A 22305-nucleotide genomic window follows, 5' to 3' on the forward strand; every position below is an offset into this window, starting at 1 on the left:
GGCATCGGAGGTCAGCTGGCAAGCGGTCGTTTGCGTTCCAGCAGGCCGCTGAGCAGGGCCACGCCCAGGCCCAGGATGGCCAGTACCGCGCCCACAAGGGCGGGTGCTACGTAACCCCAGCCCCATGCGATCACGGTGCCGCCCAGGAAGGCTCCCAGGGCGTTGGCGATATTCAGGGCCGAGTGGTTCAGCGAGGACGCCAGGGATGCGGCTCCCGGGGCAGCGTCCAGCAGGCGGGTCTGCAATGCGGGGGTCAGCATCGACCCGACGCCTCCCACAACGAACGCCATGACGAACGCTGCCCAGGCCCAGTGAGCTGCGATGGCGTAGACCACCAGAGCTGCGGCGATGCCCGGCATGACCCAGTAGATGGTGCCCATGACGGATTTGTCGGCGATTCGCCCGCCCACGATGTTGCCCACCACCATGCCGAGGCCATAGAGGGCCACGACAGCTGGAATGAGGCTCTCGGGGATTCCTGCCACGGATGTCATGGTGTGGGCGATGTAAGTGTAGACGGCGAAGAACCCGCCGAAGCCGATGATGCCGATGAGCAGGGCCAGCCACACCTGCAGGCGCTTGAGGGCGCCAAGTTCACGACGGATGCTGGCATCGGGGTGGGCTGCTTCGAAGGGGACGAACTTCCACACCATGGCAACGGTCACTAGTCCGATGGCACCAACAATGATGAAGAGCAGCCGCCAGCCAAAGGTTTGTCCCACCCAGGTGGCCAAGGGCACGCCGATAACGTTGGAAACTGTGAGGCCGGCCATCACCATGGAGATTGCCCACCCGCGCTTGGTTGGAGCAACGAGTCCGGCGGCGATGACGGCGGCCACGCCGAAGAAGGCTCCATGTGGAAGGCCCGAGGCGAAGCGGGAGAGCAGCATGAAGCCGTAGTCCGGTGCGATGAAGGACGTCAGGTTCGCCAGTGAAAGAAACAGCATGAGTCCCAAGGCGAGGTGCTTCTTGGGGAGCTTGGCCCCGAAGGCGGCGAAAATCGGTGCGCCGATGACCACGCCAAGGGCGTAGGCCGAGATCAGGTTTCCTGCCTCAGGTGTGCTGATGCCGAGTCCCTCCTCCACTTCCTTCAGAAGGCCCATCATGGCGAACTCGGTGGTACCTATGGCGAACCCGCCCATGGCCAACGCCAGGATGGCCAGGCCAAGGTGGCGCCGTGTTGCTTTCGCGGCGGTGGACGGGGACACGGTGGTAGTCATAAACCTGTTTCTTGAGGGTGCCTTGCGGGCTGGGGAATGCGGAGAAAATCCGATAACAAGCTTAGTCCCGTGGCTTGTCGTTGACGCAGGAATGTGACGATGCCCATCAAGCGGCCGCCCCTAGACTGGGGGAGTGACTGCACTGATAAACGTTGTTGGCGCTGCGATCGTCGACTCCCTTGAAGCACCCACCCGCCTTCTTGCTGCGCGCCGCTCAGCACCACCGCAGTTTGCCGGTATGTGGGAATTTCCAGGGGGCAAGGTGGAGGCCGGCGAGACTGCCGAGGCCGCCCTGCACCGGGAACTGGCCGAAGAGCTTGGCATTGAGGTTCAGCTGGGACGCGAGTTGGAGTCAGGTCAACCGGAAGGGTGGGTCCTCAACGAACGGGCCGCAATGCGGGTCTGGTTTGCGGAACTGACAGCTGGTGAGCCCGCTCCGCTAGAAGACCACGATGAACTGCGGTGGGTTTCACTGACTGGTGAAGATGAAGCCCTTAGCCTTCCCTGGATCCCGGCGGACTTCCCCATTGTCCGGGCTCTGCTTGACCGCGTAGTCGCCCCTGCATAGCAGGGTCAGCTCAGAAGAGCGGCTGCTGTCCAGGGAGTGTGCCGGCGCCCACCTCAGGGGCAGCGGCCCCGTGCGCCGGGCGGGCGTTGCGGTGGCTGAATCCTGAAGTCCGGGTGTAGCCGTATTTCGCTTTGAAATGGGTGATACGGCCGGTCAGCCAGGTGCTGTATTCCTTGGAAACGTAGCCTTGGCCGTAGAGGCGGCGGTACTTGCCGACGAGTTCGGGGTGCTGGGCCGCCAGCCACTGCATGTACCACTCCCGCGTTCCTGGCTTCAGGTACAGCGCTCCTGCGGTGACACCCGTGGCGCCGGCTTTGGCGAGTTCGCTGAACAACGAATCGAGGGCCTCATCCGAGTCAGTGAGCCACGGCAGGATGGGCATCGCCATGACGCCGCAACCCAGTCCGGCATCCCGGAGCCGGGAAATCAGTTTGAGTCGGGCCCTGGGCGAGGGGGTACCGGGTTCCACCAGCTCGGCGAGATCTTCATTGGTCATGGCGAGCGAGATTCCGAGGTCCACGGGCACCATGGTGGCAGCGTGCTTGAGCAGGGGGATATCACGCGCCAGCAGGGTGCCCTTGGTCAGGATGGAGAAGGGTGTGCCCGAGTCCGTCAGCGCACGGATGATTCCGGGCATTAGGGCGTAGCGGCCTTCGGCGCGTTGGTAGGGGTCGGTGTTGGTTCCCAAAGCGACTTGGTGCCGTTCCCATGAGGGTTTGGCGAGTTCCCTCCGGAGCACTTCGGCGGCATTGATCTTCACCACCACTTGCGAATCGAAGTCGCGCCCGGCGTCGAACTCCAGATAAGTATGGCTCTTGCGGGCAAAGCAGTAGACGCAGGCGTGACTGCAGCCGCGGTAAGGGTTCACCGTCCATTCGAACGGCATGGCAGAACCCGAAGGCACCTTGTTGAGCACTGACTTTGCGGTGACCTCATGAAAGGTGACTCCGGAGAATTCGGGTGTCGAGATGGAACGCACCAGCCCGGCCAGCGGCAGCAACGCATCCATGGCCGGGGCAGGGCCTGGAGCTGAAGAGCCGCCGTCGTCGGACGCCGGTCCACGGTTAGGTGACAGTGCTTGTGCGTCCCATCTCATGAACTCCATTCGAAGGTATGTTCGAATGAATGTCAAGGACCCTCGCAGCGAATAGCCCAAAGCCGAGGGCCAAGCGTTGCTAAGGTTGGTCAATGATTCTGCTGACTGGCTTCGAACCGTTCGGCCGGGACGATGTTAATCCTTCCTGGCATGCGGTGCGCCGCGCGCGGGACATCCTCCGGACTGAAGGCCTGGCGGTCGAAGCCCGGGAATTGCCGTGCGTTTTTGGCGAGTCGGCCACAACACTCCGCGAGGCAATGGACGCCATCAATCCAGACCTTGTGATCTGTGTGGGTTTGGCCGGCGGACGTGCACGGATATCCCTGGAACGTGTGGCCATCAACTGCGATGACGCAAGGATCCCCGATAACAAGGGCCAGAAGCCTGTGGACCAGGAAGTGGTCCGCGGCGGCCCGGCGGCGTACTTCTCCACCTTGCCCATCAAGGCCGCGTTGCGGGACCTCCAGATTGCTGGAATCAAGGGAGAGGTCTCGCAGTCGGCAGGAACCTACGTCTGCAATCACCTTTTCTACGCGTTGATGCATCTGCTCGCATCGAACCCAACCATCCGCGGTGGTTTCGTGCACATCCCATATCTCCCGGAACAGGTTTCCCCGGAAAGCGGTACCCCGTCCATGCCCTTGGAATCCGTGGCGGAGGGTCTTGCCGTCGTGGTACGGACGGCCCTACAGACGCGGATGGACGCTGCCTTGAGTGCCGGCGCCATCCACTAAAGAAGTTCCCATTCCACGGTGACGCTGGCCGTGACGGAGGATTCTCCGGCTTCAACGGGCAGAGATTCGGCGGAGAAAGATGCCCTGACCATCCCGCCCAGGGGAATGGGGGTGCCATGGACGGGCTCCTGGGCAATGGATCTCACCTGCCCCAGCCGCGCAGCAGCCAGCGATGCGTACTGTTGGGCTCGTGCCAGTGCGTCCAGCCATGCCGCTTCCTGCGCCTGTGCGGTCACCGAGCTTGCATCGGCGAAGCCTTGGTCGATCCCATTGATCCTGATGTCGTCGCCTCCGGCCGCCACTGCGGCAGCGATGGCTGCCGGCGCATCCGCGTGTGAACGAATTCCTACCTGCAGTGTGGTGGACGCTACATACGCAGTGACCTTCTGGCCTTGTCCTTCCACCCACACGAGGTCGGCCCGCAGGTTCAGGCCGCTGGTCCGCAGGTCGACGTCCGTGACGCCGGCCTCCCGCAGACTTGCCGCGACAGCGCCGGCCGCCGTCCCGGCGTCGTCGTAGGCCTTGGCGGCAGTGTCCCGGCGCGTTTCCACACCCAGCGTCAACGTGACCAGGTCCGGAACTGCTGTGGCGCTCGCAGTCCCCGTTACAGTGATGGTGCGTTTCATGAGGCCTCGATTCCCTTGCCGACAGGTCCGTCCTGCCGATGGTGGTCAGTGTCAATGTATCCGCCCGCCGCGAGACCGGCCTGGCGCTCAAAGAAGTTGTTCGACGCCGGGTTGCCGCTGCGGAGCATCGACCAGCCGGCGGCGATGCCGTAGAGGGCAAGGAACGGTAAGCCCAGACAGTACGCGTACTGGGTACTGTGTCGCTCCTCATGCCCCAGCAGCACGGCATTGCTGCCGGCGATTCCATGGGGTGCGCGGTACAGAATGACGTTTCCCAGCGTGAAGGCCCCCGCGTGGGGGAGCTTCCAGTCGTAACCAGCCGCGATCAGGAGTCCGCGCGGCCCGCGGGACAGCGTGGTTCGGGACGCGACGGCGACCATCAGTCCCAGCGGCGTGGACAGGTTCACGACGTTGGCCAGCTGCCGTAAGCGGTGCGCGGGTGTCATGTGGCCAATGCTAGACCCGCCGTGTATGGCACCGCGCGGACAGCAAGGTTACGCTGATCGGGCACCCGCCGGTGCAGGGGAAACCACTATGGGGGAAGAGGACCAATGAACACGAAACGCGCCATGGGCGTCGTCGGTGTCCTGATTGCGGTGATGGTGGCTTTGACCGGTTGCGTCAAGCTCAACATGTCGGTGAAGGTCAACAACGAAAAGAGCGTGGACTACGAAGTTGTCTACGCCATCCAAAAATCCGTCCTGGGGGATAAGACCTTCGACGAGTTCATGGAGTCGAACGGCAGCGGCGGCGAAATGGACATCCCCGAAGGTTCCACAGTGGTGGACTACGAGGACGAGAAGTACAAAGGCAAGCGCATCACCGCAGCCAATCTCGATCCTGCCAAGCTGGCAGAGTCTTCCAGCTCCGAGAATCCCTTCCAGCTGAAGAAGGAAGGTGACTTCTACGTCCTCACCATGGGTGGCGTGACAGGTGCCGACAGCGGGAATCCGTCGGCGTCGAGCATGGCAAAGTCCATGTTCGACGAAGCCTCCGTCAAGTTCACCTTCCCAGGCAAGGTGGTTGAGGCTCAGGGTGCCATTGTGGAGGGGAACACTGCGACGTTCGACATGCTGTCCGTGAAGGAGTCAGTGGTTCAAGCCAAGGCTGAAGCCAATGCGGGCGTACCCATGTGGATCATCTGGATCCTGGTGGCCGTGCTGGTGATCGCCGCTGCGGTGGTGCTCGTGTTCGTGCTGCTGCGCAGGAAGTCCGCACAGCAAACGCCCGCGCTCGCAGGCGCTGCACCGTACGGCCAGCCGGGCTATGCTCCTCAGCAGGACGCCTACCCCCAGCAGCCAACGCAGTCACCTCAAGCGGACTGGGCAGGGCAGGGTTACACCCCGGGGGCGCCTCCGGCTCAGGCCGCGGCACCGACCCAGGTCCCGCAGCCGCCTGCTCAGCAGTTCCCGACGCAGTTCCCGACGCAGCAGCCACCCGTCCAACGGAACGACGACGGACAGTCGCCACCGCCGCCGCCGGCACCGCCCGCCTAGGGTCGGGGGGCACTCATGGCGACTTCCGCCGTCGGGCTGTTCACATGGCGGGACGCGTCTTGGTGGGTTAAATCCCGTGCGTGACGTTCAACTAGACTGAAGGGTAGTGCGTGCCGTCCGCGGCAAGCACTGCCCTTTCGTTTTGCAGGCCTGCTTTGCCGGCCGATCCCTACTCGTAGCTAAGAACAGTAGATGACTGACACTTTGCCAGGCGCTGCCATCCCGAATCCGCTGGATGAAGCCGCCATCACCGCCGCCGTCGAGGACGCCATTGCCGCAATTTCGGCTGCTTCCTCCCTCGAAGAACTCAAGGCTGTCCGCCTCGCCCACACCGGCGAGAAGTCGCCACTGAGCCTGGCCAACCGTGAAATCGGTGGGCTGGCCAAGGAGCATAAGGCTGCGGCCGGCAAGCTCATGGGGTCCTCCCGCGGACGCGTCAACCAGGCGCTCGCAGCCCGGACCGAGGTTCTCGAAGCAGAGAACGACGCCCGCATCCTGGTGGAAGAAACCGTGGATGTGACGGCCGCTCCGCGTCGTCGCCGGGCAGGTGCACGCCACCCGCTGTCCACCCTGCAGGACCGCGTCTCGGACATCTTCGTTGGCATGGGCTGGGAAATCGCCGAAGGGCCCGAGGTTGAGTCCGAGTGGTTCAACTTCGATGCTTTGAACTTCAAGCCGGACCACCCTGCCCGCGAAATGCAGGACACGTTCTTCGTGGAGCCTCCTGAGGCTCACCTGCTCATGCGCACGCACACGTCGCCTGTACAGGTTCGCTCCATGCTGGAACGTGAAGTTCCCATCTACGTTTTGTGCCCCGGCAAGGTCTTCCGTACTGACGAACTCGATGCCACGCACACGCCCGTCTTCCACCAGTTCGAGGGCCTTGCGATCGACAAGAACTTGAGCATGGCGGACCTGCGCGGCACGTTGGAGCACTTCGCCCGCCAGATGTTTGGCGATGAAGCCTCCATCCGCCTGCGCCCCAACTACTTCCCGTTCACTGAGCCTTCTGCTGAGCTGGACATCTGGCACCCGGGTGCCAAGGGCGGTCCCCGCTGGATCGAGTGGGGTGGCTGCGGCATGGTCAACCCCAACGTCCTCCGGGCAGCCGGGATCGATCCGGACATCTATTCAGGTTTTGCTTTCGGCATGGGCATCGAGCGCACGCTCATGTTCCGCAACGAGGTCGGCGATATGCGCGACATGATCGAAGGCGACGTACGTTTCAGCGAGCACTTCGGGATGGAGATCTAACAGTGCGTATCCCACTTTCCTGGCTGCGTGAATTCGCGCAGGTTCCGGCCGATGCTACGGCCGAAGACGTCATGGCGGACCTGGTCAAGGTTGGCTTTGAAGAAGAAGAGGTCCACCGTCCCACTGACGAGCTCACAGGCCCCGTTGTGGTTGGCCAGGTTCTGAGCCTGGTCAAGGAACCGCAAACCAACGGCAAGACCATCAACTGGTGCCAGGTCCGCGTCGTTCCCGAGGGACAGGAGCAGACGCTCACCGGCAAGGGCATTGATCCTTCCGGCGTGCAGGGCATCATCTGCGGCGCGCATAACTTTGTTGAGGGCGACAAAGTGGTTGTCACCCTCCCTGGTGCAGTGTTGCCCGGAAACTTCCAGATCTCTGCCCGGAAGACCTACGGTCACCTGTCTGCGGGCATGATCGCTTCCGTCCGTGAGCTGGGCATCGGCGACGACCACGACGGCATCCTTGTTCTGTCCCGCATCGGTCTGGACCCGGAGATCGGCACCGACGCGATGGAACTTCTGGGTCTGTACGATCAGGCAGCGGAAATCAACGTCACCCCGGACCGTGGCTATGCCTTCTCCATCCGTGGCGTTGCGCGCGAGTACGCCCACGCCACCGGAACCACCTTCGTGGATCCGGCGTCGAAAGTCTCGGCTCCGGCCACCCTGCAGGGCGGCTACGGCGTCAAGCTCAACGACGACGCTCCCATCTACGGCAAGCCGGGCTGCGATCGCTTCGTGGCCCGCACGGTACGTGGTGTGGATGCTTCGCGTCCCACGCCGCCATGGATGTCCGCCCGACTTCGTTTGGCCGGCGTCCGGTCCATCTCGCTGCCGGTTGATATCTCCAACTACGTGATGCTGGAACTCGGCCAACCGAACCACTGCTACGACCTGGACAAGCTCGCAGGCGACATCGTGGTGCGTCGTGCCGTGGCGGGGGAGAAGATCACCACCCTCGATGACAAGGAGCGCAAGCTCGACGTCGAGGACCTGCTGATCACTGACGATTCGGGTGCCATCGGCATCGCCGGTGTCATGGGCGGTGCCCACACTGAGGTGTCCGATTCCACCACGAACATCCTGGTGGAAGCCGCGCACTTCGACGAAGTGTCGATCGCCCGCTCCCGCCGCCGCCACAAGCTGCCGTCCGAGGCTTCCAAGCGCTTCGAGCGCGGGGTTGATTGGCATGTCGCCAACATTGCCGCCCAGCGTGTGGTGGATCTTCTGGTGGAGCTCGCCGGTGGCACGGCGGATGAGGCCGGGACCGACGTCGGAACCGCTCCTGACGCGGTCACCATCGAACTGCCGGCAGAGTTTGCCGCCGCCCGTATCGGCATCGACTTCACTGAAGAGCAGATCACCACCTCGCTGGTGGACCTTGGGGCCATCGTGGAGAAGACCGCCAATGGCTACCTGGTGACCGCTCCCAGCTGGCGCAACGACCTTGAAACCAAGGAAGACCTCGCCGAGGAAATCGCCCGCCTGGTGGGATACGACAACATCCCGTCCACCCTCCCCGTGGCGCCTCCGGGCCGTGGCCTGAGCCGCAGCCAGCAGCAGAAGCGCCGCGTTGTTCAGGCGTTGGCTGATGCCGGTCTCACCGAGGTGCTGACCTACCCGTTCGTTTCCAAGGCAGCCAACGACACGTTCGGTGTTGCTGCTGAAGGAGCGGCGCGTCCGGCGTTGAAGCTGGCGAACCCGATCAGCGAGGAGCAAGGATTCCTCCGCACGTCCATCCTGCCGGGCCTGATCGAGGTTGCCCGCCGCAACCACTCCCGCGGCTTCCGGGACCTGGCTCTCTATGAAGCAGGTTCGGTGTTCCTCCCGGGCGAATCGCTGGGCACGGATTCCATTCCGCCGCTGGGCGTCAAGCCTGCCGATGAGGTTCTGGATGGGCTGTACGACGGCGTCCCCCACCAGCCGCTGCACATCGCCGCTGTATTCACCGGCCATGATTCTCCTGCCGCGGCCACGCACACACCGCGTGCGTGGGATTGGGCCGACGCCTTGGACGTTGCCCGCCTCGTGGCCGATGTACTGGGTGTTGAACTGGTAGTCAGCCAGGGCAGTCACCAAGCATTCCACCCGGGCCGTGCAGCCGAGCTCGCGCTGCGCAACGGGGATGTTGTTGGTTACGCAGGTGAGCTTCACCCGAAGCTTCTTGCCGCCCATGACATGCCTGCACGGTCAGTGGCGCTCGAGATCAACGTGGAAGCACTGTTCGACGCCGCGGCTGATGTCATCGTGGCCAAGCACATCTCCGGGTTCCCCGTGGCGACTCAGGACGTTGCGTTGGTTGTTCCTCAGGACGTGCCGGCAGACCAGGTTCTTTCGGCGTTGCGCGAAGGTGCCGGCGAACTCCTCGAGGACGTCGCGTTGTTCGACGTCTACGTTGGCCCCGGGATCGAGGAAGGCAAGAAGTCGCTGGCCTTCGGTCTCCGTTTCCGTGCCAACGACCGCACACTGACCGCGGACGAGGCATCTGAAGCCCGCGCCGCAGCCGTTGCAGTTGCGGCCGAGCGCTTCGGAGCAGTCCAGCGCTAGCACCCTCTGTAAAAAGAAATCCCCGGGACCTGATGGTTCCGGGATTTCTTTTTATTGAGATAGGGCTCCCAGCATCTTGACAGACTATTCACGAATGTATGACAGTTTTGTCATGCACATGTGAAGCATGTGTATCACATCCCTCGCACGGCTCTTCTCTGAGCCGTCCCTTGAAAGGTACCCATGAAGAAGCAGAACGTTGCTTTGCTTGTTGGAGCTGCAGTGATGGCTTTGACGTCCTCGCTTGGTGGAGCCGCAGTCGCGTCAGAGTCGACGCCGCAAGTAACCGCCGCCGAGGTCCAGCCTGTATCGCACACCGTGGACAAGTCGCAGGTTTCGGGATCCGCTGCGTCACCGCTGGCCGACAAGTACACGATTGCCGCACCATCCAAGAACGGAGGCGCCTCCACGGACTCAGTCATCGGCGCTGATGGTCGCGTCCGCATCACCAACACCACGGCGGCGCCGAACCGCTCCATCGTCCAGATCGAGTTCAACGGCGGCTACATTTGCTCCGGTGCCTTGATTTCCGACGACACCGTGCTGACAGCGGGCCACTGCGTGCACGAGGGCGGAACCGGGTCAGCGGCTGATTACTCCTGGGGCGTGAAAGTGGCGCCTGGTCGGAATGGATCGACGGATCCTTACGGTACGTGTGGCGCAACGCAGCTCTTGACGGACCAGCGCTGGATAGACTCGGCGAACACCAACGCCGACTGGGGCGTCATTAAGCTCGACTGCACCATCGGCAACACCACCGGCTGGCTCAATTACACCGGCACCACCGCAAGTCTGAATGGCACCAGCACCACGGTCCGTGGCTACCCGGGGGATAAAGCGTTCGGCACCATGTGGTCCATGACTGGTCCCATTGAGAGCACCACCACCGAGAAGGTCTACTACAAGATGGACACGTACGGCGGCCAAAGCGGCGCCCCCGTTTACAACAGCTCCAACACCATCATGGCCATCCACACCAACGGCGGCAGCTCCAACTCGGGCACCCGCATCACGCCCACACTGGCGAACTACCTGACGTCGGTAAAATAGCAGGGTTGAGTTAATCCGAAGAGGCAGTGTTCCCCGCAGCGTGATCCCGGCTGCGGGGACGCGTGCTTTGGCGGATAGGAGCCCGACAAGTACAAGCAATATTTTGCAGGGGACAAAGTTCTCTATGGGGTAACGGGTGTGTGGATTGGACCGCGGGGCGACCTTCCCTTGGCTGACCACGTTCTTGGCCTAGGCGCGACCCACCCCTGTTAGTAGCAAGTACTCCGGCCGAATGTTACGTACCCATCTGATGCACGGTATTGACGGTGATTGGTTACAGCGGGCGACTCCTGTGCCTGAGCCAGGATTGGATCTGCATATGGATGGGATCTCGCAGTAGCCTCGGAACACAGGGCCGTTCGGTGACAACCTTTCCTAGCGGAATTTGCCTTCAGGGTCGGCAAAGCAGCGGGTATTCCCACCAAGGTTTATTTCGTACTTTCCGGTGGTGAGTCCCATTACGAATTTGTCGGGCCCGAACACGTCGGTGTGTCTGACGAAGTTTGGGCCGCCATCGGATTCTTGTTTGACGGTGAAGCCGGTGGCCTCGAACAAGGTCTTGACCTTGTCGTGTAGAGCGTCCATTTCTTCCAGGCTCAGCGGACTCCTACTGCTATCGAAAGAGACTTTGGTTCCTTCCGTGCCAAGGGGGCGGACACAGACCCCGCCTGGTTTGTCTGGCGTGACTTTCGTCCAGTCGCCGGGGGCGAGGGCTTGGACTTCCGTGAAGATGTCGAGGTATTCCTTGCGGGCTTGTTCCGGGTCCATGGCCTGCTCCGCGGTGCTGGTAGGTGAATTGGTGCTCGGCGTTGCCGCGCACCCTGCAAGAGTGAGAAGAATGATTGCCGCGGCGTGAAGGACGCAGCTGCACCGGCGGCGGAGTTTCAGGGGCATTGTTCTCTTACCGGAATTTGCCTTCCGGGTCGGGAACGCAGCGGGTATTTCCGCCAAGGTTTATTTCGTACTTTCCGGTGGTGAGCCCCATGACGAATTTGTCGGGCCCGAACACGTCGGTGTGTCTGACGAAGTTCGGGCCGCCATCGGATTCTTGCTTCACAGTGAACCCCGTGGACACGAAGACAGTTTTTACCTTGTCGTGCAGAGCGTCCATTTCTTCCCGGCTCAGCGGACTTCGACTGGTATCGATTGAGAATTGGGTACCGTCAGACCCGTCCGGGAGCCGGCAGACATCCCCTTGATATTCGGAGGGTGGCGCGACATCCCAGTCGCCGGGGGCGAGGGCTTGAATCTTGTTGAAGAGGTTGAAGTACTCTGTGCGGGCTTGTTCTGGGTCCATGGTTTGCTCCGCGGTGCTGGTAGGTGGGTTGGTTGCAGGGGTTGTTCCGCACCCTGCAAGGGTGATTAGAAGGATGGCTGCGGCGGGAAGGATGCGCCTGTTAAGGGGGCGGTGCATGGTTGTCATCGTGTCGCATTCGTGAGTTGGTCATTCAAGCCGAGGGCGATTCTGGCTTGGTTATAGCTTGACTGGGTTCTCCTGTCGAAGTACCCGTAGATGCCGTCCTTGCCGCCTGTTTGTCCGTCGTGGGTTTCCGTGGGGTGCTCGACGGCACCATCAGATCCTGTGGTGCCGTCCGTGCCAAAGGTGACAGCGCCGAATCCGGGGTCTGCGGTACTCTTACGCTGCCAGCCGAGCCCATGCCCGACCTCAGCTACGTGGTCCCAGTCGTAGGTTCCCCGGTAAACGGTGCCGCCGGGGTTCAAGTGGAGATCGTTCACGGAGGTCACGTTATCAGGGGCACCAACATCACCGACGAGGACAAGGTTATCGACCGGCAGCTCGGTTTTGGCTGCTTCCATGGCCCCGAGGGAACCCATGGAGTGCCCGATAGCTGTTGTCATGGCAGTGTTGTCGAGGTCCTGATGAACGGCGTTCGCCCCTGTCACATAGTTGCCAAGGGCAGCCCCCACGACTTTTGCATGGTCGTTGCTGAACACACCCATACCCTGGGCCGGCTCAACACCAATCCAGGCAACGACAGCAAGACGGACCCGGTCAATCCCATACAGACGAGCGATGTCACGTTGCTCAACTCTTTGATCATTGGCCTGCATGGTCTTTGATGCCATGTCCTTGCCGACGGTGGTGTCCAGCCCGGGGATCTGAAAGCTGACGTGCTTGGCGGCGTCGAGGTCTCCCACGGAAATAGATGCACCGAACCCGACCACCGCTCTTGCAGCCGCCACCGGGGCTGACGGTGATGCGATGCAGGGCATGTCGCCTCGACGGGCTGCTGATTTCTCCATGGGCAGGCTTTGCGCTCGGACGTCTATCGCGGCGTTGGGTGGCAGCCACGTGGAACTCGGTCGCTTGCCCAACGGAGCCGTAGACTGGCCTGCTGGTTGGACCGGGAGCATCAGTCACTCGAGAGGCGTGGCCGTAGCATGCGTCGGGAGCTCTACTCGAGTACGGGCAATCGGTGTGGACGTAGAACCGAATGCTCCTCTACCCAGGGAAACCTCGCGTGCAGTAGCACATGACTGCTTCATTGGAAGGGCGGCAGGTCTACAGGCGTCGGGCAGCCGCGTGGGCTTTTCGGCTCGAGAATCCGCGTTCAAGGCACTCAGTGCCATCGGTCGTGCAATGCCGATTCTGAGCATGACAGTGACAGTCGCGATGGAAACGACCCAGCACGGGCTGTTCACAGTCCATCTCAACGATGACACTAATGTGCCGTTACAAGGCCGGTGGCACGTGGTCAACTCGATGGTGATGACCACCGTGATTATCGGTGCAGGGGAGCATAACGGCGCAGCGCGGTGGAGAGACAGTGAAGATTCCGCGGCAACTGACAGCCGGTGATTACCCCGGCTGTCAGTACTTCAGAGACTACTCAGTGCTCTGAGCAGGCGTGGGATCCAATTTGTAGAAGGAACTCACGGCCTCGAGGTATCGGGCGACGCTTTCAAGTTCTTCGGGAGAGAATTTTGAACTGAGCGCATCGAATTCATCACTCGTCTTCCCATAGAAATCATGCAGAGGAGCGATGTTCTCTTCCACCAGCTCGAGGATAGTTCGCCGGCGATCCGCCGGGTCGGAGGTTCGCCGAACGTATCCGGCGGTTTCGAGTCGGTCGATCAGCTTCGTCACCGTGCTCGTGGGCATCGTTGTCACTTCGCTGATTTGGCGAGGCGTCCGCACGTCTGGTCGCATGACCAGAAGGTGGAGCGTCTGCAGGTCCGTTACTAGCAGACCGTACCGACGGGCTACCCGTTCGTTCCCCAAGATCGCTGTTACCAGTTGCTCCTGGAGGGCCAAACGAACTCGCGCAATCGGATTCTCAGTCACGGGTAGCCTTTCACACTATTTTCTCTTCCGAATCGGGAAATTCCTTGTTCTGCCCCATTATCACCTTAACGGCGCCTGTGGCACTGCTCTTTAGGGACGGTGGTCTGAGCACCTTCGAGCCCACAGGCGGGCTTGGCAAATCAAACGCCCCGAAGCGGTGCTCTGTTCCCGTGACGGACCACTACGTCAGCAGCTCGCGGGGAGTCTTTTCCCATGGCCAGATGATTGTGATCATGAGGCCAAGTGCAGAATTCCAGATGTATTGCCTCACGCCTTCGGACGCAACATCGCGAACCCGTTCGACACGTCGCACGAGCGCGTACGAAGCCATCGGGATCAGCAATAGTCCCACAATCAGACCCACCGGGACGCCGAGTATAAGTAGCGACCCCTGTCCCCAGGCGGTGTGGATGGGCAGGAAGTCCATGCCCATGAAGCCGACATTGTGCAGGACGAATACGAGGTACCCACCTACGGTGACCAGCAGGATGCGGTTGATTAGAGATGCCGATCGGATGCGTTCGGTTGAGAGCACCGCCAGGGCGGCAATGATTGCAGAAAACGCCGCAAACGACAGTTGGAGCATGACCCCTGGCGACACGCCCTCGAAATAGGTCACGAATCCGCCGATAAACACACCTTCGAGCATCACGAAGCCGATGATTGATGTGCGTTGAAATCCAGACTGCCGAGCACGCCAGATCGCCAGCACGAGAAGGCCGGCAGCCCCTACCATCCACGCTGCTGGAGTTGAACCTTCCAGCGCCTCAGAATTAGTAATCGGCGAGACCGTCCACACGATGCCAATCAAGGCCGCGGGATGGATCACAATGAACAGAAAGAGTGAAACCCCCAGGGTCCTTGTTGCTACGCGCTTGCCGATCAATCGTGTCTCACGTGTCTGCGTCATACCAGCACCGCATTCATGGCATTGGCGAGCACCAGTGCGCTGAGCGGCCAGAAGAGAAGATCCCCGCCGTCTTGCCACTCCGTTGCCGGGTTGCGCCGATACCGAGCAGCGCTGCGATGATGAGAAGGACTATCAGCTTGATCCCGATCTTCAAGTAATTGGGTGTGCCGCTGACTCCCCAAGGAGCAGCGAGCGCGAGTCCTGTCACGAGTGCCAGGGCCATACCCCACTGCATCAGAGAGGTAATTTCCATCCGTCTGCTCAGTGCTTCGACCAACCAGGGTCCAATCAGCAAAGCGAATCCAACCAAGTGCAGAACAATGACGATTCCGCGAATGATCTCCATATATCAAATTTCCTTAGATCTTGAATCGTTACGAGCTTGATCAGTTGGCGATGTAGGCGTGCCTACGATCGAGGTCGTCGCACTCAGCGATATCGATCAGCGCGGTTGCCATGTCAGTGGCAGTGATGAACCATCCTCGCTTGAGCGGCCTTTCGCTGCTCAGCCGGTACCGGCCTTTCCCCTCAACCGTACGAATGCGAGGAGCTCTGATGGCGGTCCACTGGCAATCGCTCTCCCACAGCACGATGTCCATCCGGCGCATGTCGTCGTAGGTGGCACCGAGGAACTTCTGGAGGAGAGGCAACGCGATCCAGAGCTTCAGGGCCCCCTGGTGCGCCCAGTGCTCTGCAACCTCGGATGAGATGACGACTAGTCGGCTGACGCCATGGACGCGCATAGCTTCGAGGAGATTCTTGGTGCCAGCGGAGTACAGCGTTGTTGGTGACTTCGATGACCCGGTACCGACCGTGCTGATCACCGCATCTACTCCTTCGAGCAGCGGCGCGACATCTGGTGCATTGAGAATATTTGCGGAGACCTTCGTCAGGGCTGGGTTCTCGATTGTCAAAGTTTTGGGGTTGCGCGAAACCGCGACTACTTCGTGTCCACGTTCGAGCGCTTGCTCGACGACCTGCTGACCAACAGAGCCCGTCGCCCCCGGCACTAAGATCCGCATCCTGTTACTCCTTTCAAGCCATGATATGAAACTAATCCCGATTCCGGAACATCCGAAATCGGGATTAACTCTAGCACTGTGCTTTCTTGGGTGTGGAAAGCGAGACCAGCTGCGGCCTGGGCCACTCTTGATCAATCGGACAGTCAGTTTGAGGAGCAGATAGAATTTGCTTGAGGCAAGCTGCCAATCTGCGAGAGAGCCTGAATGACAAGTCCATATCAACGTGCTTTCGCTGTCGCCGGATCCATTCATCCTCTCGATTACTCGCCTCCGCCGAAGCTGGCCCGGATTAGAACGCCTGGAGCCCCATCCCCTTTACGGGCGTATTCGGTTGCCAAGGCTTCTTTGCCGAAGCCTGGAGTTGTGGGATCAACTGCGGACTCCTCCTGGTCCTACGTCCCGCAGCACTGGTCAATCCACAGCGAGGCTGGGCAGCGTGGTACTGATGGCCGAAACGCTATGCGGGATCGTAGCTGCACTTGGGCCTGGCTCCGTTGCCCGTGTTGGGAATCGTGACGGATAACCCAGTACTTGAGCTGCTGAAGCTCGACGGGGCGTCGTTTGAGGGCGAAAACCTTGGGCAACTCGGCCGTCCCGCCTTGGAACGTGCACTTCGCTTTGCCACTGCGGAAGACCGTGAAGACTTCATCGCCGGCCGGCTGGCCTTGCTGGACTTTGCCGCCTCGCTCCTCGACGTGCCTCCCGATCGCCTCGTCCCTGACTATCACTGCCCGCAGTGCGGCCCCGGCCAGGACCATGGTCGCCCAGGGTTCATGCTCGACGGCGGCCCCGCACCTCTGGCGCTCAGTGCATCCCGGGCGTCGGGCTGGGTACTACTGGCCGGCGTCGTACATCCAGCGGATGGCCTGCGGCTGGGTGTGGACCTGGAAGCGATAGGCGGGGTTGGCTTCGAGGGCTTTGACGACGTCGCATTGACCACCAACGAGAAGCGTTTCCTGGCGTCAGTGCCGGAGAGTGAGCAGACCATACAGCGCGCCCGACTCTGGGCGCGCAAAGAAGCGTGGCTGAAGATGACCGGTGAAGGCCTGCGGAACAACCCTGCAGAGCTGGAAGTGTTGGACCTGCCCGGCCTGCGCGATGTCACCGAGAGGGAACTGCCTGACGGTCTCGTTGCCGCCTTGGCCCTCGGCTAACGCGCTGAAGGCAGCGGCGGAAGCGCAGCCTCGTAGAGCCATGGCCGGAGAATCGACGCAGCATCAAAGCCCGGAATGTACGAATCCGCGGCCTCAATGAACGCGTCCGTGGACACCGAGCTGTGCCTGTTGCTGGCAGTCCAATGCTGTAGGAAGCTGAAGAACGCCTCGTTGCCGGCCGCGATTCGTACGGCATGGACAGCCAGCGCGCCGCGCTTGTAGACGCGGTCATCGAACATCAGCTCAGGGCCGGGGTCTCCGACCAGCAGGTCCTGCGGCCCGGCGTCGAGCCTCTTCCATGCGGCCGTTGCCCGCGCAGCAACTGTCATGGTCCTTGATTCTTCGGACCACAACCATTCCGCGTAGCAAGCGAATCCCTCATGAAGCCAGATGTCTTTCCAGCTGCTCACGGTCAGCGAGTTGCCGAACCACTGGTGGGAGAGCTCGTGGGCGATCAGGCGCTGGGCGTCCCAGGACTCGCGCATGTGGTTTCGGCCGAAGATGGAGACTGTCTGGGCTTCCAACGGAATTTCCAGTTCGTCTTCAGTGACCACCGAGGTGTAATCCGTGAACGGATACGGGCCGAAGCAATCCTCGAAGGTGCGCATCATGTCGGGCTGGCGGCGCAGGCCTTGCAGAGCATCCACCGCCATCTCGGGCGTGACTGCCACGAACTGCGGCACCCGGTGATGGGTGTCGTCAACGTGCAGGGGAACCCTGACGTACCGACCGATCTGCACGGTTGCGAGGTAGGTGGCCATGGGTTCAGCGTGTTCGTAGACCCAGGTCTCCCTGCTCGACTTGCGGGAGTGGGAGATCAACGTGCCGTTGCACACCGGCCGGTAGTTGTCGTCGGTGGTAACGGAGATGAGGAAGCTGGACTTGTAGCGGGGATGGTCATTGCAGGGGAACCAAGAGGCCGCACCGTTGGGCTGGCCGGCCACCAAGACGCCGTCGTTCAGTTCTTCCCACCCCACATCGCCCCACAGGCCGCGGCGCGGCTGGGGGTTGCCGTCGTAGCGGATCTCCAAGGAGAACTGCTGGCCGGGCCTCAGCGGCGCCGCCGGGTTGAGCACAAGGTGTTCGGCCCTGTGGCTGAACTTCTGGAGCTTCTTGCCATCCAGTTGGACCTTGCTGGCCCGCAGGCCCACCAGGTCCAAAACAATCTGAGCCGTAGTTGCCAACGCCGTGCACCGCAGGACCGCTTTGCCGATCAACTTGTTGCTGCCCAGCCTGACGTCGAGATCCAACTCGTACCGGTCCACACGATAGCTGGTGCTGCCGTGGTCCAGAGTATAGGGGTCCGCTTCGGTCATGGGGGCGGTGATTGGTACGGTCATGATCCGTCCAATCTACTTGAGGCGCGGCGCTTGTGCTGACGGACCCACCCACGGGCTCACCGGGTTGCCCATCCAGTACGTTCCGGCCGGCACTGTCTCACCCCGCATAACCAACGACGCCGGACCAACAGTTCCGCCGTCGCCGATGCTGGCCGCGGGGAGGATGACGCCGTGCGGACCCATGGTGGCTCCGTTACCGAGCATCACGGTGTCCAGGCTCATCACGCGGTCGTGGAACAGGTGCGTTTGGACAACGCAGCCACGGTTGACGGTGGAATTCTCACCGAGCGTTACCAGGTCAGCTTCGGGCAGCCAGTAGCTTTCACACCAGGTCCCGCGGCCGATCTTCGCTCCGAGGCCGCGAAGCCACCACACCAAGGCGGGGGTTCCGGCGGCGGAGCGGGCAAACCACGGGGCGCTCACCATCTCGATAAAGGTGTCCACTACCTCGTTGCGCCAAATGAACGAGCTCCACAAGGGGTGTTCGCCCGCGCGGATGGTCCCCACCAAGGCCCACTTGGCCACGATGGAGCTCAATGCGGCCACGGCACCTGCTGCCAGCATCACGACACCACCGAGGACGGCTGCCATCCAGTAGCCCCATCCACTCGCGATCCAATCCAGAACCAGCATGACGCTGACGGCGATGGTGACGGTCAGGATGACAGGCACCAGCCGGCACAGTTCCCACAATGCCCGGGCAACCTTGAGCCTGCGGGGCGGCTGGAAGGTCCGGGTTTGGTCAGCGGCGACGGCAGTGCGGCGCAGCCTGACCGGCGGGCTGCCCAACCAGGACGTGCCGGATTTGGCTTTCGCCGGCGTGGCAGACAGTACTGCAACGAGCGAGTTCTTGGGAACGTTTCGCCCCGCAGCAGTCATGCCCGAGTTGCCCAGGAAGGAGCGCTTTCCTATTTTGGCCGGAGCAATCTTCATCCAGCCCCCACCGAGTTCGTAGGAGGCCACCATGGTGTCGTCAGCCAGGAAGGCTCCGTCGCCAATGGTGGTCATTTTCGGAACCAGCAGGACGGTTGAGGCTTCCACGTTTTTCCCGACCTTGGCGCCCAGAAGGCGCAGCCAGATCGGTGTGAAGAGGCTTGCGTAGACCGGGAAAAGGAGGTCCCGGGCCATATCCAGAAGGCGTTCCGTGGCCCAAACCTGCCACCCAACACGGCTGCGGACCCCGTAGTAACCCTCCTTCAGGCCCAACCCGAGGAGCCGGGCAACTATCAGGATGAGCACCAGGTTGCCGAAGAACCACACCAGAGCCGCAAGAGGCAATGCCAGAGCTATTTGAGGAAGGGCAGTTTCCAGGGATTCGTGGCCCTGCATGAAAGCCAGGACAACCAAGGCCCCTGCGAACGCAGAGATGTAAGGGATGAGGGCCAGGAGGGCCGAAGCGCTGGCAAAAGCGGAGAACCACAGACGGTCGACCACTGGACGCCGGCCGCTGGGCCCAGGCCATTCGTGCTTTGCTTTTCCGCGGCGCTCGGCGGGGGAGCCGGCAACGAGGTGCCCGGCCTTCACTTTGCCCAGTACAGCCGATCCGGCTTCGACGCGCGCACCCGCACCGATGGTGGCCCCTGGCATCAGTGTGCTTCGGGCGCCGACGACTGCGCCGGCTCCCACATGGATCTGACCGATATGGACGGAGTCACCATCTACCCACCATCCGGAAAGGTCCACCTCGGGCTCGATGTTGGCTCCGCTACCCAGGGACAGCAAGCCGGTGACAGGAGGCAAGGAGTGAAGGTGAACGTCCCGGCCGATCTTGGCTCCAAGCGCGCGGGCGTAGTACGGGACGAACGGTGCGCTGGCCAAGCCAATGGCACCCGAAAGATCCTGGATTTGTTCAGCAAGCCATAAACGCAGGTGGGTCTTTCCGGAACGCGGGTAGGTGCCGGGTTTGATCCTGCCAAGCAGCACCCTGGCTGCAGCCACCGAGATCGCCATCCGGCCCAAGGGGCTGACGAAGACCAGCCACGATGCCGCGATCCACCACCACGACACCACGGGCGCAGCGGTAAATCCAGCGAAGTCGGCCAGCAGCCTGTTGGCGGCCATGAGGTAAGTGAGCCAGCGCATGCCCACCAGGATGTGCAAGGGCACGCCCATCAGGACCTGGAAGATCTGCGACTTCAGGGCCGTGGGCCGCACGGTGCGCTCTGCAGCGGGACCCGGCGCGCCGCCGTCGGGAAGTGATTGCCGCGCTGTGTCGATCAGTGCGCCGACGCGTGGCGTGGCATAGATATCCGCCACTGTGATGGTGGGATACCGGACGCGAAGGGCAGAAACGAGCTGCGCCGCGGCCAAGGATCCGCCACCATAGGCGAAGAAATCTGCGTCCAGGGAGCTCACCGGGCTTCCCAGCACCGATTCCCACTGCTCCACCACCCAGCGGGCGTCATCGGGCAGGTTCAGCGGGGCGTTCCCGGCCTCCGTGGCGCCGGCTCCTGCCAGCGGCCACGGCAAAGCGTGACGGTCGACTTTTCCGCTGGTCTTGGTCGGGAGCGAATCCACCACGGTCAGCAGGGGGATCAAAGCGGCCGGAAGGCTCTCACCCAGCAGCCGGCGTGCCTCGTCCATGGACAGCTCGTAGCCGTCAACGGGGGCCAGGTAGCCCACCAGGATCTGGTTGCCGGCCGCCGTGGTCTGCACGGCCGCCGCAGCGCCGGCGACGCCAGGCAAGGACTGGAGCGCAGCATCCACTTCACCCAGTTCGATCCGACGTCCCCCGAGTTTGACCTGTTCGTCGGCGCGGCCCATGAAGATCAGGCCTTCAGCTTCGAAACGGACCAAGTCGCCCGAGCGGTAGGCGCGGTTCCATGCGAGGGTTGTCATGGGAGCGTACTTCTCGGCATCCTTGGCGGGATCGAGGTAGCGGGCAAGCCCCACACCGCCGATGATCAATTCACCGATCTCACCTTCGGCCACAGGGACGCCCTGAGGATCGACGACGGCGAGGTCCCAGCCATCCAGTGGCAGCCCGATCCGTACGGGGCCGGGCCCGCCCAGGGGAGCGGCGCAGGCAACGACGGTGGCCTCTGTGGGCCCGTAGGTGTTCCACACTTCACGGCCGTCCACCGCCAAGCGCTCAGCCAGTTCGGGTGGGCATGCTTCACCACCGAAAATCAGGAGGCGGACGTTTTCCAGTGCCTCCGCCGGCCACAACGCTGCGAGGGTTGGCACTGTGGAAACCACGGTAATGCCGTGGTTGATGAGCCACGGACCGAGATCCATACCGGTGCGAACCAATGCTCGTGGTGCCGGTACCAAGCAAGCGCCGTGGCGCCAGGCCAGCCACATTTCCTCGCAGGAAGCGTCGAAGGCGACAGATAGTCCGGCCAGCACACGGTCCTGGGGCCCGATGGGTTCAGCTTGAAGGAAGATCCGGGCCTCGGCGTCAACGAATGCAGCCGAGGAGCGGTGTTGGACAGCAACGCCCTTGGGGGTTCCAGTGGATCCGGAAGTGAAGATGATCCAGGAATCGTCGTCCAGTCCGGGGGTGGAGGGCGTGGAAACGGGTTCCCGGGCCTCGCCGGCGAGCTGGATGTCCAGGCCCGCGGCGATGACGGCGCCCACCTTGGCTTCGCCGAACACCAGGCGGGCGCGTTCGTCGGGGTCGTCCGCATCCACGGGAACGTAAGCAGCGCCGGCCATGAGGATTCCCAGGATGGCGATGTAGAGCTCGTTGGTTCCGGACGGGATCCGAACGCCGATTTTGTCGCCCCGGCCAAGACCTGCGGCGTTGAGCCGGGCGGCGAAGGCGCGGACGGCCTTGAGCAGCTCCGTGTAGCTCAACGACTTATGCCCATCGTCCAGTGCAGAAGCTTCGGGGAAAGATGTCGTGGTTTCTTCAAGGATGTCCACGAGGGTACGCTCGGCCGGCGCCGCCGCGCTTCCAGGAAACTGGGGACGGTACGTAGTCAGGGCAGGCGAAGTACCGGCCCCAGCGGGATGTTCTGTGCTCACGACGTCAGCTTTC

At 62.2% G+C, this 22305-nt stretch carries 21 protein-coding genes; 8 read left to right on the forward strand and 13 right to left on the reverse strand.

Annotated features, from left to right (window positions below; all coding sequences use genetic code 11):
- Positions 1 to 11 precede the first annotated feature (11 nt).
- Positions 12 to 1220: an MFS transporter gene (locus tag CGK93_RS08325; RefSeq protein ID WP_089594419.1), complete on the reverse strand. Its 1209-nt coding sequence runs from the start codon at positions 1218 to 1220 to the stop codon at positions 12 to 14.
- A 133-nt stretch (positions 1221 to 1353) separates the two neighbouring features.
- On the opposite strand from CGK93_RS08325, the gene CGK93_RS08330 reads away from it, so the two are divergent.
- The gene (locus tag CGK93_RS08330; protein WP_089594420.1) at positions 1354 to 1788 is read left to right on the forward strand and encodes a (deoxy)nucleoside triphosphate pyrophosphohydrolase; all 435 of its coding nucleotides are present in this window, start codon (positions 1354 to 1356) and stop codon (positions 1786 to 1788) included.
- A gap of 10 nt (positions 1789 to 1798) precedes the next feature.
- On the opposite strand, the gene CGK93_RS08335 is transcribed toward CGK93_RS08330, so the two are convergent.
- A complete protein-coding gene (locus CGK93_RS08335; protein WP_089594421.1) occupies positions 1799 to 2884 on the reverse strand; it encodes an Rv2578c family radical SAM protein in 1086 nt (361 codons plus the stop codon).
- 92 nt (positions 2885 to 2976) lie between these two features.
- Between CGK93_RS08335 and pcp the strand changes: the two genes are divergently transcribed.
- A complete protein-coding gene (gene pcp, locus CGK93_RS08340) occupies positions 2977 to 3618 on the forward strand; it encodes a pyroglutamyl-peptidase I (RefSeq protein ID WP_089594422.1) in 642 nt (213 codons plus the stop codon).
- Here pcp and CGK93_RS08345 read toward each other — a convergent pair.
- Together CGK93_RS08345 and CGK93_RS08350 are read right to left on the reverse strand one after the other, a co-directional pair.
- Entirely contained in the window at positions 3615 to 4244 is a 630-nt protein-coding gene (locus tag CGK93_RS08345) for an SIMPL domain-containing protein (RefSeq protein WP_089594423.1), read from the reverse strand. The genes pcp and CGK93_RS08345 overlap by 4 nt on opposite strands.
- A complete protein-coding gene (locus CGK93_RS08350; protein WP_089594424.1) occupies positions 4241 to 4690 on the reverse strand; it encodes a hypothetical protein in 450 nt (149 codons plus the stop codon). The genes CGK93_RS08345 and CGK93_RS08350 overlap by 4 nt, the downstream gene beginning before the upstream one ends.
- Before the next feature lie 105 nt (positions 4691 to 4795).
- Here CGK93_RS08350 and CGK93_RS08355 point away from each other — a divergent pair, with 105 nt between their 5' ends.
- The 4 genes from CGK93_RS08355 to CGK93_RS08370 all read left to right on the forward strand — a co-directional run bounded on the left by CGK93_RS08355 (position 4796) and on the right by CGK93_RS08370 (position 10590).
- On the forward strand, positions 4796 to 5740 hold the full coding sequence (locus CGK93_RS08355) for an LppM family (lipo)protein (RefSeq protein WP_089594425.1): 945 nt from the start codon (positions 4796 to 4798) through the stop codon (positions 5738 to 5740).
- Positions 5741 to 5932: 192 nt separating this feature from the next.
- A complete protein-coding gene (pheS, locus tag CGK93_RS08360; protein WP_089594426.1) occupies positions 5933 to 6994 on the forward strand; it encodes a phenylalanine--tRNA ligase subunit alpha in 1062 nt (353 codons plus the stop codon).
- Between the two features lie 2 nt (positions 6995 to 6996).
- A complete protein-coding gene (pheT, locus tag CGK93_RS08365) occupies positions 6997 to 9540 on the forward strand; it encodes a phenylalanine--tRNA ligase subunit beta (RefSeq protein ID WP_089594427.1) in 2544 nt (847 codons plus the stop codon).
- Positions 9541 to 9723: 183 nt separating this feature from the next.
- A complete protein-coding gene (locus CGK93_RS08370; protein ID WP_089594428.1) occupies positions 9724 to 10590 on the forward strand; it encodes a trypsin-like serine peptidase in 867 nt (288 codons plus the stop codon).
- Positions 10591 to 10965: 375 nt separating this feature from the next.
- Here the strand turns inward: CGK93_RS08370 and CGK93_RS08375 are convergent, their stop codons facing one another.
- The 3 genes from CGK93_RS08375 to CGK93_RS08385 all read right to left on the reverse strand — a co-directional run bounded on the left by CGK93_RS08375 (position 10966) and on the right by CGK93_RS08385 (position 12855).
- Positions 10966 to 11358 carry a hypothetical protein gene (locus CGK93_RS08375; protein ID WP_089594429.1) on the reverse strand — a complete coding sequence of 131 codons (393 nt, stop codon included), beginning with the start codon at positions 11356 to 11358 and terminating at the stop codon, positions 10966 to 10968.
- Between the two features lie 133 nt (positions 11359 to 11491).
- On the reverse strand, positions 11492 to 11887 hold the full coding sequence (locus tag CGK93_RS08380) for a hypothetical protein (RefSeq protein WP_157731655.1): 396 nt from the start codon (positions 11885 to 11887) through the stop codon (positions 11492 to 11494).
- Between the two features lie 122 nt (positions 11888 to 12009).
- The gene (locus CGK93_RS08385; RefSeq protein WP_157731657.1) at positions 12010 to 12855 is read right to left on the reverse strand and encodes an alpha/beta hydrolase; all 846 of its coding nucleotides are present in this window, start codon (positions 12853 to 12855) and stop codon (positions 12010 to 12012) included.
- Between CGK93_RS08385 and CGK93_RS24575 the strand changes: the two genes are divergently transcribed.
- The gene (locus tag CGK93_RS24575; RefSeq protein WP_198318393.1) at positions 12854 to 13411 is read left to right on the forward strand and encodes a hypothetical protein; all 558 of its coding nucleotides are present in this window, start codon (positions 12854 to 12856) and stop codon (positions 13409 to 13411) included. The two genes, CGK93_RS08385 and CGK93_RS24575, sit on opposite strands and share 2 nt — an antisense overlap.
- Before the next feature lie 27 nt (positions 13412 to 13438).
- On the opposite strand, the gene CGK93_RS08395 is transcribed toward CGK93_RS24575, so the two are convergent.
- The 4 genes from CGK93_RS08395 to CGK93_RS08410 form a co-directional block, all read right to left on the reverse strand.
- Complete coding sequence (locus CGK93_RS08395; protein WP_089594433.1) at positions 13439 to 13897, reverse strand: MarR family winged helix-turn-helix transcriptional regulator; 459 nt, start codon at positions 13895 to 13897, stop codon at positions 13439 to 13441.
- A 181-nt stretch (positions 13898 to 14078) separates the two neighbouring features.
- On the reverse strand, positions 14079 to 14807 hold the full coding sequence (locus CGK93_RS08400) for a Bax inhibitor-1/YccA family membrane protein (protein WP_089594434.1): 729 nt from the start codon (positions 14805 to 14807) through the stop codon (positions 14079 to 14081).
- A gap of 13 nt (positions 14808 to 14820) precedes the next feature.
- Positions 14821 to 15153, reverse strand: coding sequence for a Fe-S protein (locus tag CGK93_RS08405; RefSeq protein WP_232481582.1), 333 nt, complete (start codon positions 15151 to 15153; stop codon positions 14821 to 14823).
- 40 nt (positions 15154 to 15193) lie between these two features.
- Complete coding sequence (locus CGK93_RS08410; RefSeq protein ID WP_089594435.1) at positions 15194 to 15829, reverse strand: NAD(P)-dependent oxidoreductase; 636 nt, start codon at positions 15827 to 15829, stop codon at positions 15194 to 15196.
- Between the two features lie 512 nt (positions 15830 to 16341).
- On the opposite strand from CGK93_RS08410, the gene CGK93_RS08415 reads away from it, so the two are divergent.
- On the forward strand, positions 16342 to 16983 hold the full coding sequence (locus tag CGK93_RS08415; RefSeq protein WP_232481583.1) for a 4'-phosphopantetheinyl transferase family protein: 642 nt from the start codon (positions 16342 to 16344) through the stop codon (positions 16981 to 16983).
- Here the strand turns inward: CGK93_RS08415 and CGK93_RS08420 are convergent.
- Together CGK93_RS08420 and CGK93_RS08425 are read right to left on the reverse strand one after the other, a co-directional pair.
- Positions 16980 to 18323 carry a M1 family metallopeptidase gene (locus CGK93_RS08420; protein WP_089594436.1) on the reverse strand — a complete coding sequence of 448 codons (1344 nt, stop codon included), beginning with the start codon at positions 18321 to 18323 and terminating at the stop codon, positions 16980 to 16982. The two genes, CGK93_RS08415 and CGK93_RS08420, sit on opposite strands and share 4 nt — an antisense overlap.
- A 12-nt stretch (positions 18324 to 18335) precedes the next feature.
- The gene (locus tag CGK93_RS08425; protein WP_198318394.1) at positions 18336 to 22292 is read right to left on the reverse strand and encodes a Pls/PosA family non-ribosomal peptide synthetase; all 3957 of its coding nucleotides are present in this window, start codon (positions 22290 to 22292) and stop codon (positions 18336 to 18338) included.
- Positions 22293 to 22305: the final 13 nt, after the last annotated feature.

The organism is Arthrobacter sp. YN, from assembly GCF_002224285.1.
In the GTDB taxonomy this organism is placed as follows: domain Bacteria; phylum Actinomycetota; class Actinomycetes; order Actinomycetales; family Micrococcaceae; genus Arthrobacter.

Coding starts and splice junctions, on each gene's coding strand:
- CGK93_RS08350 (WP_089594424.1), bottom strand. CDS start 4,690: ATGACACCCGCGCACCGCTTACGGCAGCTGGCCAACGTCGTGAACCTG.
- pcp (WP_089594422.1), top strand. CDS start 2,977: ATGATTCTGCTGACTGGCTTCGAACCGTTCGGCCGGGACGATGTTAAT.
- CGK93_RS08375 (WP_089594429.1), bottom strand. CDS start 11,358: ATGGACCCGGAACAAGCCCGCAAGGAATACCTCGACATCTTCACGGAA.
- CGK93_RS08335 (WP_089594421.1), bottom strand. CDS start 2,884: ATGAGATGGGACGCACAAGCACTGTCACCTAACCGTGGACCGGCGTCC.
- CGK93_RS08345 (WP_089594423.1), bottom strand. CDS start 4,244: ATGAAACGCACCATCACTGTAACGGGGACTGCGAGCGCCACAGCAGTT.
- CGK93_RS08355 (WP_089594425.1), top strand. CDS start 4,796: ATGAACACGAAACGCGCCATGGGCGTCGTCGGTGTCCTGATTGCGGTG.
- CGK93_RS08420 (WP_089594436.1), bottom strand. CDS start 18,323: ATGACCGTACCAATCACCGCCCCCATGACCGAAGCGGACCCCTATACT.
- CGK93_RS08385 (WP_157731657.1), bottom strand. CDS start 12,855: ATGGAGAAATCAGCAGCCCGTCGAGGCGACATGCCCTGCATCGCATCA.
- CGK93_RS08370 (WP_089594428.1), top strand. CDS start 9,724: ATGAAGAAGCAGAACGTTGCTTTGCTTGTTGGAGCTGCAGTGATGGCT.
- CGK93_RS24575 (WP_198318393.1), top strand. CDS start 12,854: ATGGGCAGGCTTTGCGCTCGGACGTCTATCGCGGCGTTGGGTGGCAGC.
- CGK93_RS08400 (WP_089594434.1), bottom strand. CDS start 14,807: ATGACGCAGACACGTGAGACACGATTGATCGGCAAGCGCGTAGCAACA.
- CGK93_RS08325 (WP_089594419.1), bottom strand. CDS start 1,220: ATGACTACCACCGTGTCCCCGTCCACCGCCGCGAAAGCAACACGGCGC.
- CGK93_RS08405 (WP_232481582.1), bottom strand. CDS start 15,153: ATGGAGATCATTCGCGGAATCGTCATTGTTCTGCACTTGGTTGGATTC.
- CGK93_RS08380 (WP_157731655.1), bottom strand. CDS start 11,887: ATGGACCCAGAACAAGCCCGCACAGAGTACTTCAACCTCTTCAACAAG.
- CGK93_RS08410 (WP_089594435.1), bottom strand. CDS start 15,829: ATGCGGATCTTAGTGCCGGGGGCGACGGGCTCTGTTGGTCAGCAGGTC.
- pheS (WP_089594426.1), top strand. CDS start 5,933: ATGACTGACACTTTGCCAGGCGCTGCCATCCCGAATCCGCTGGATGAA.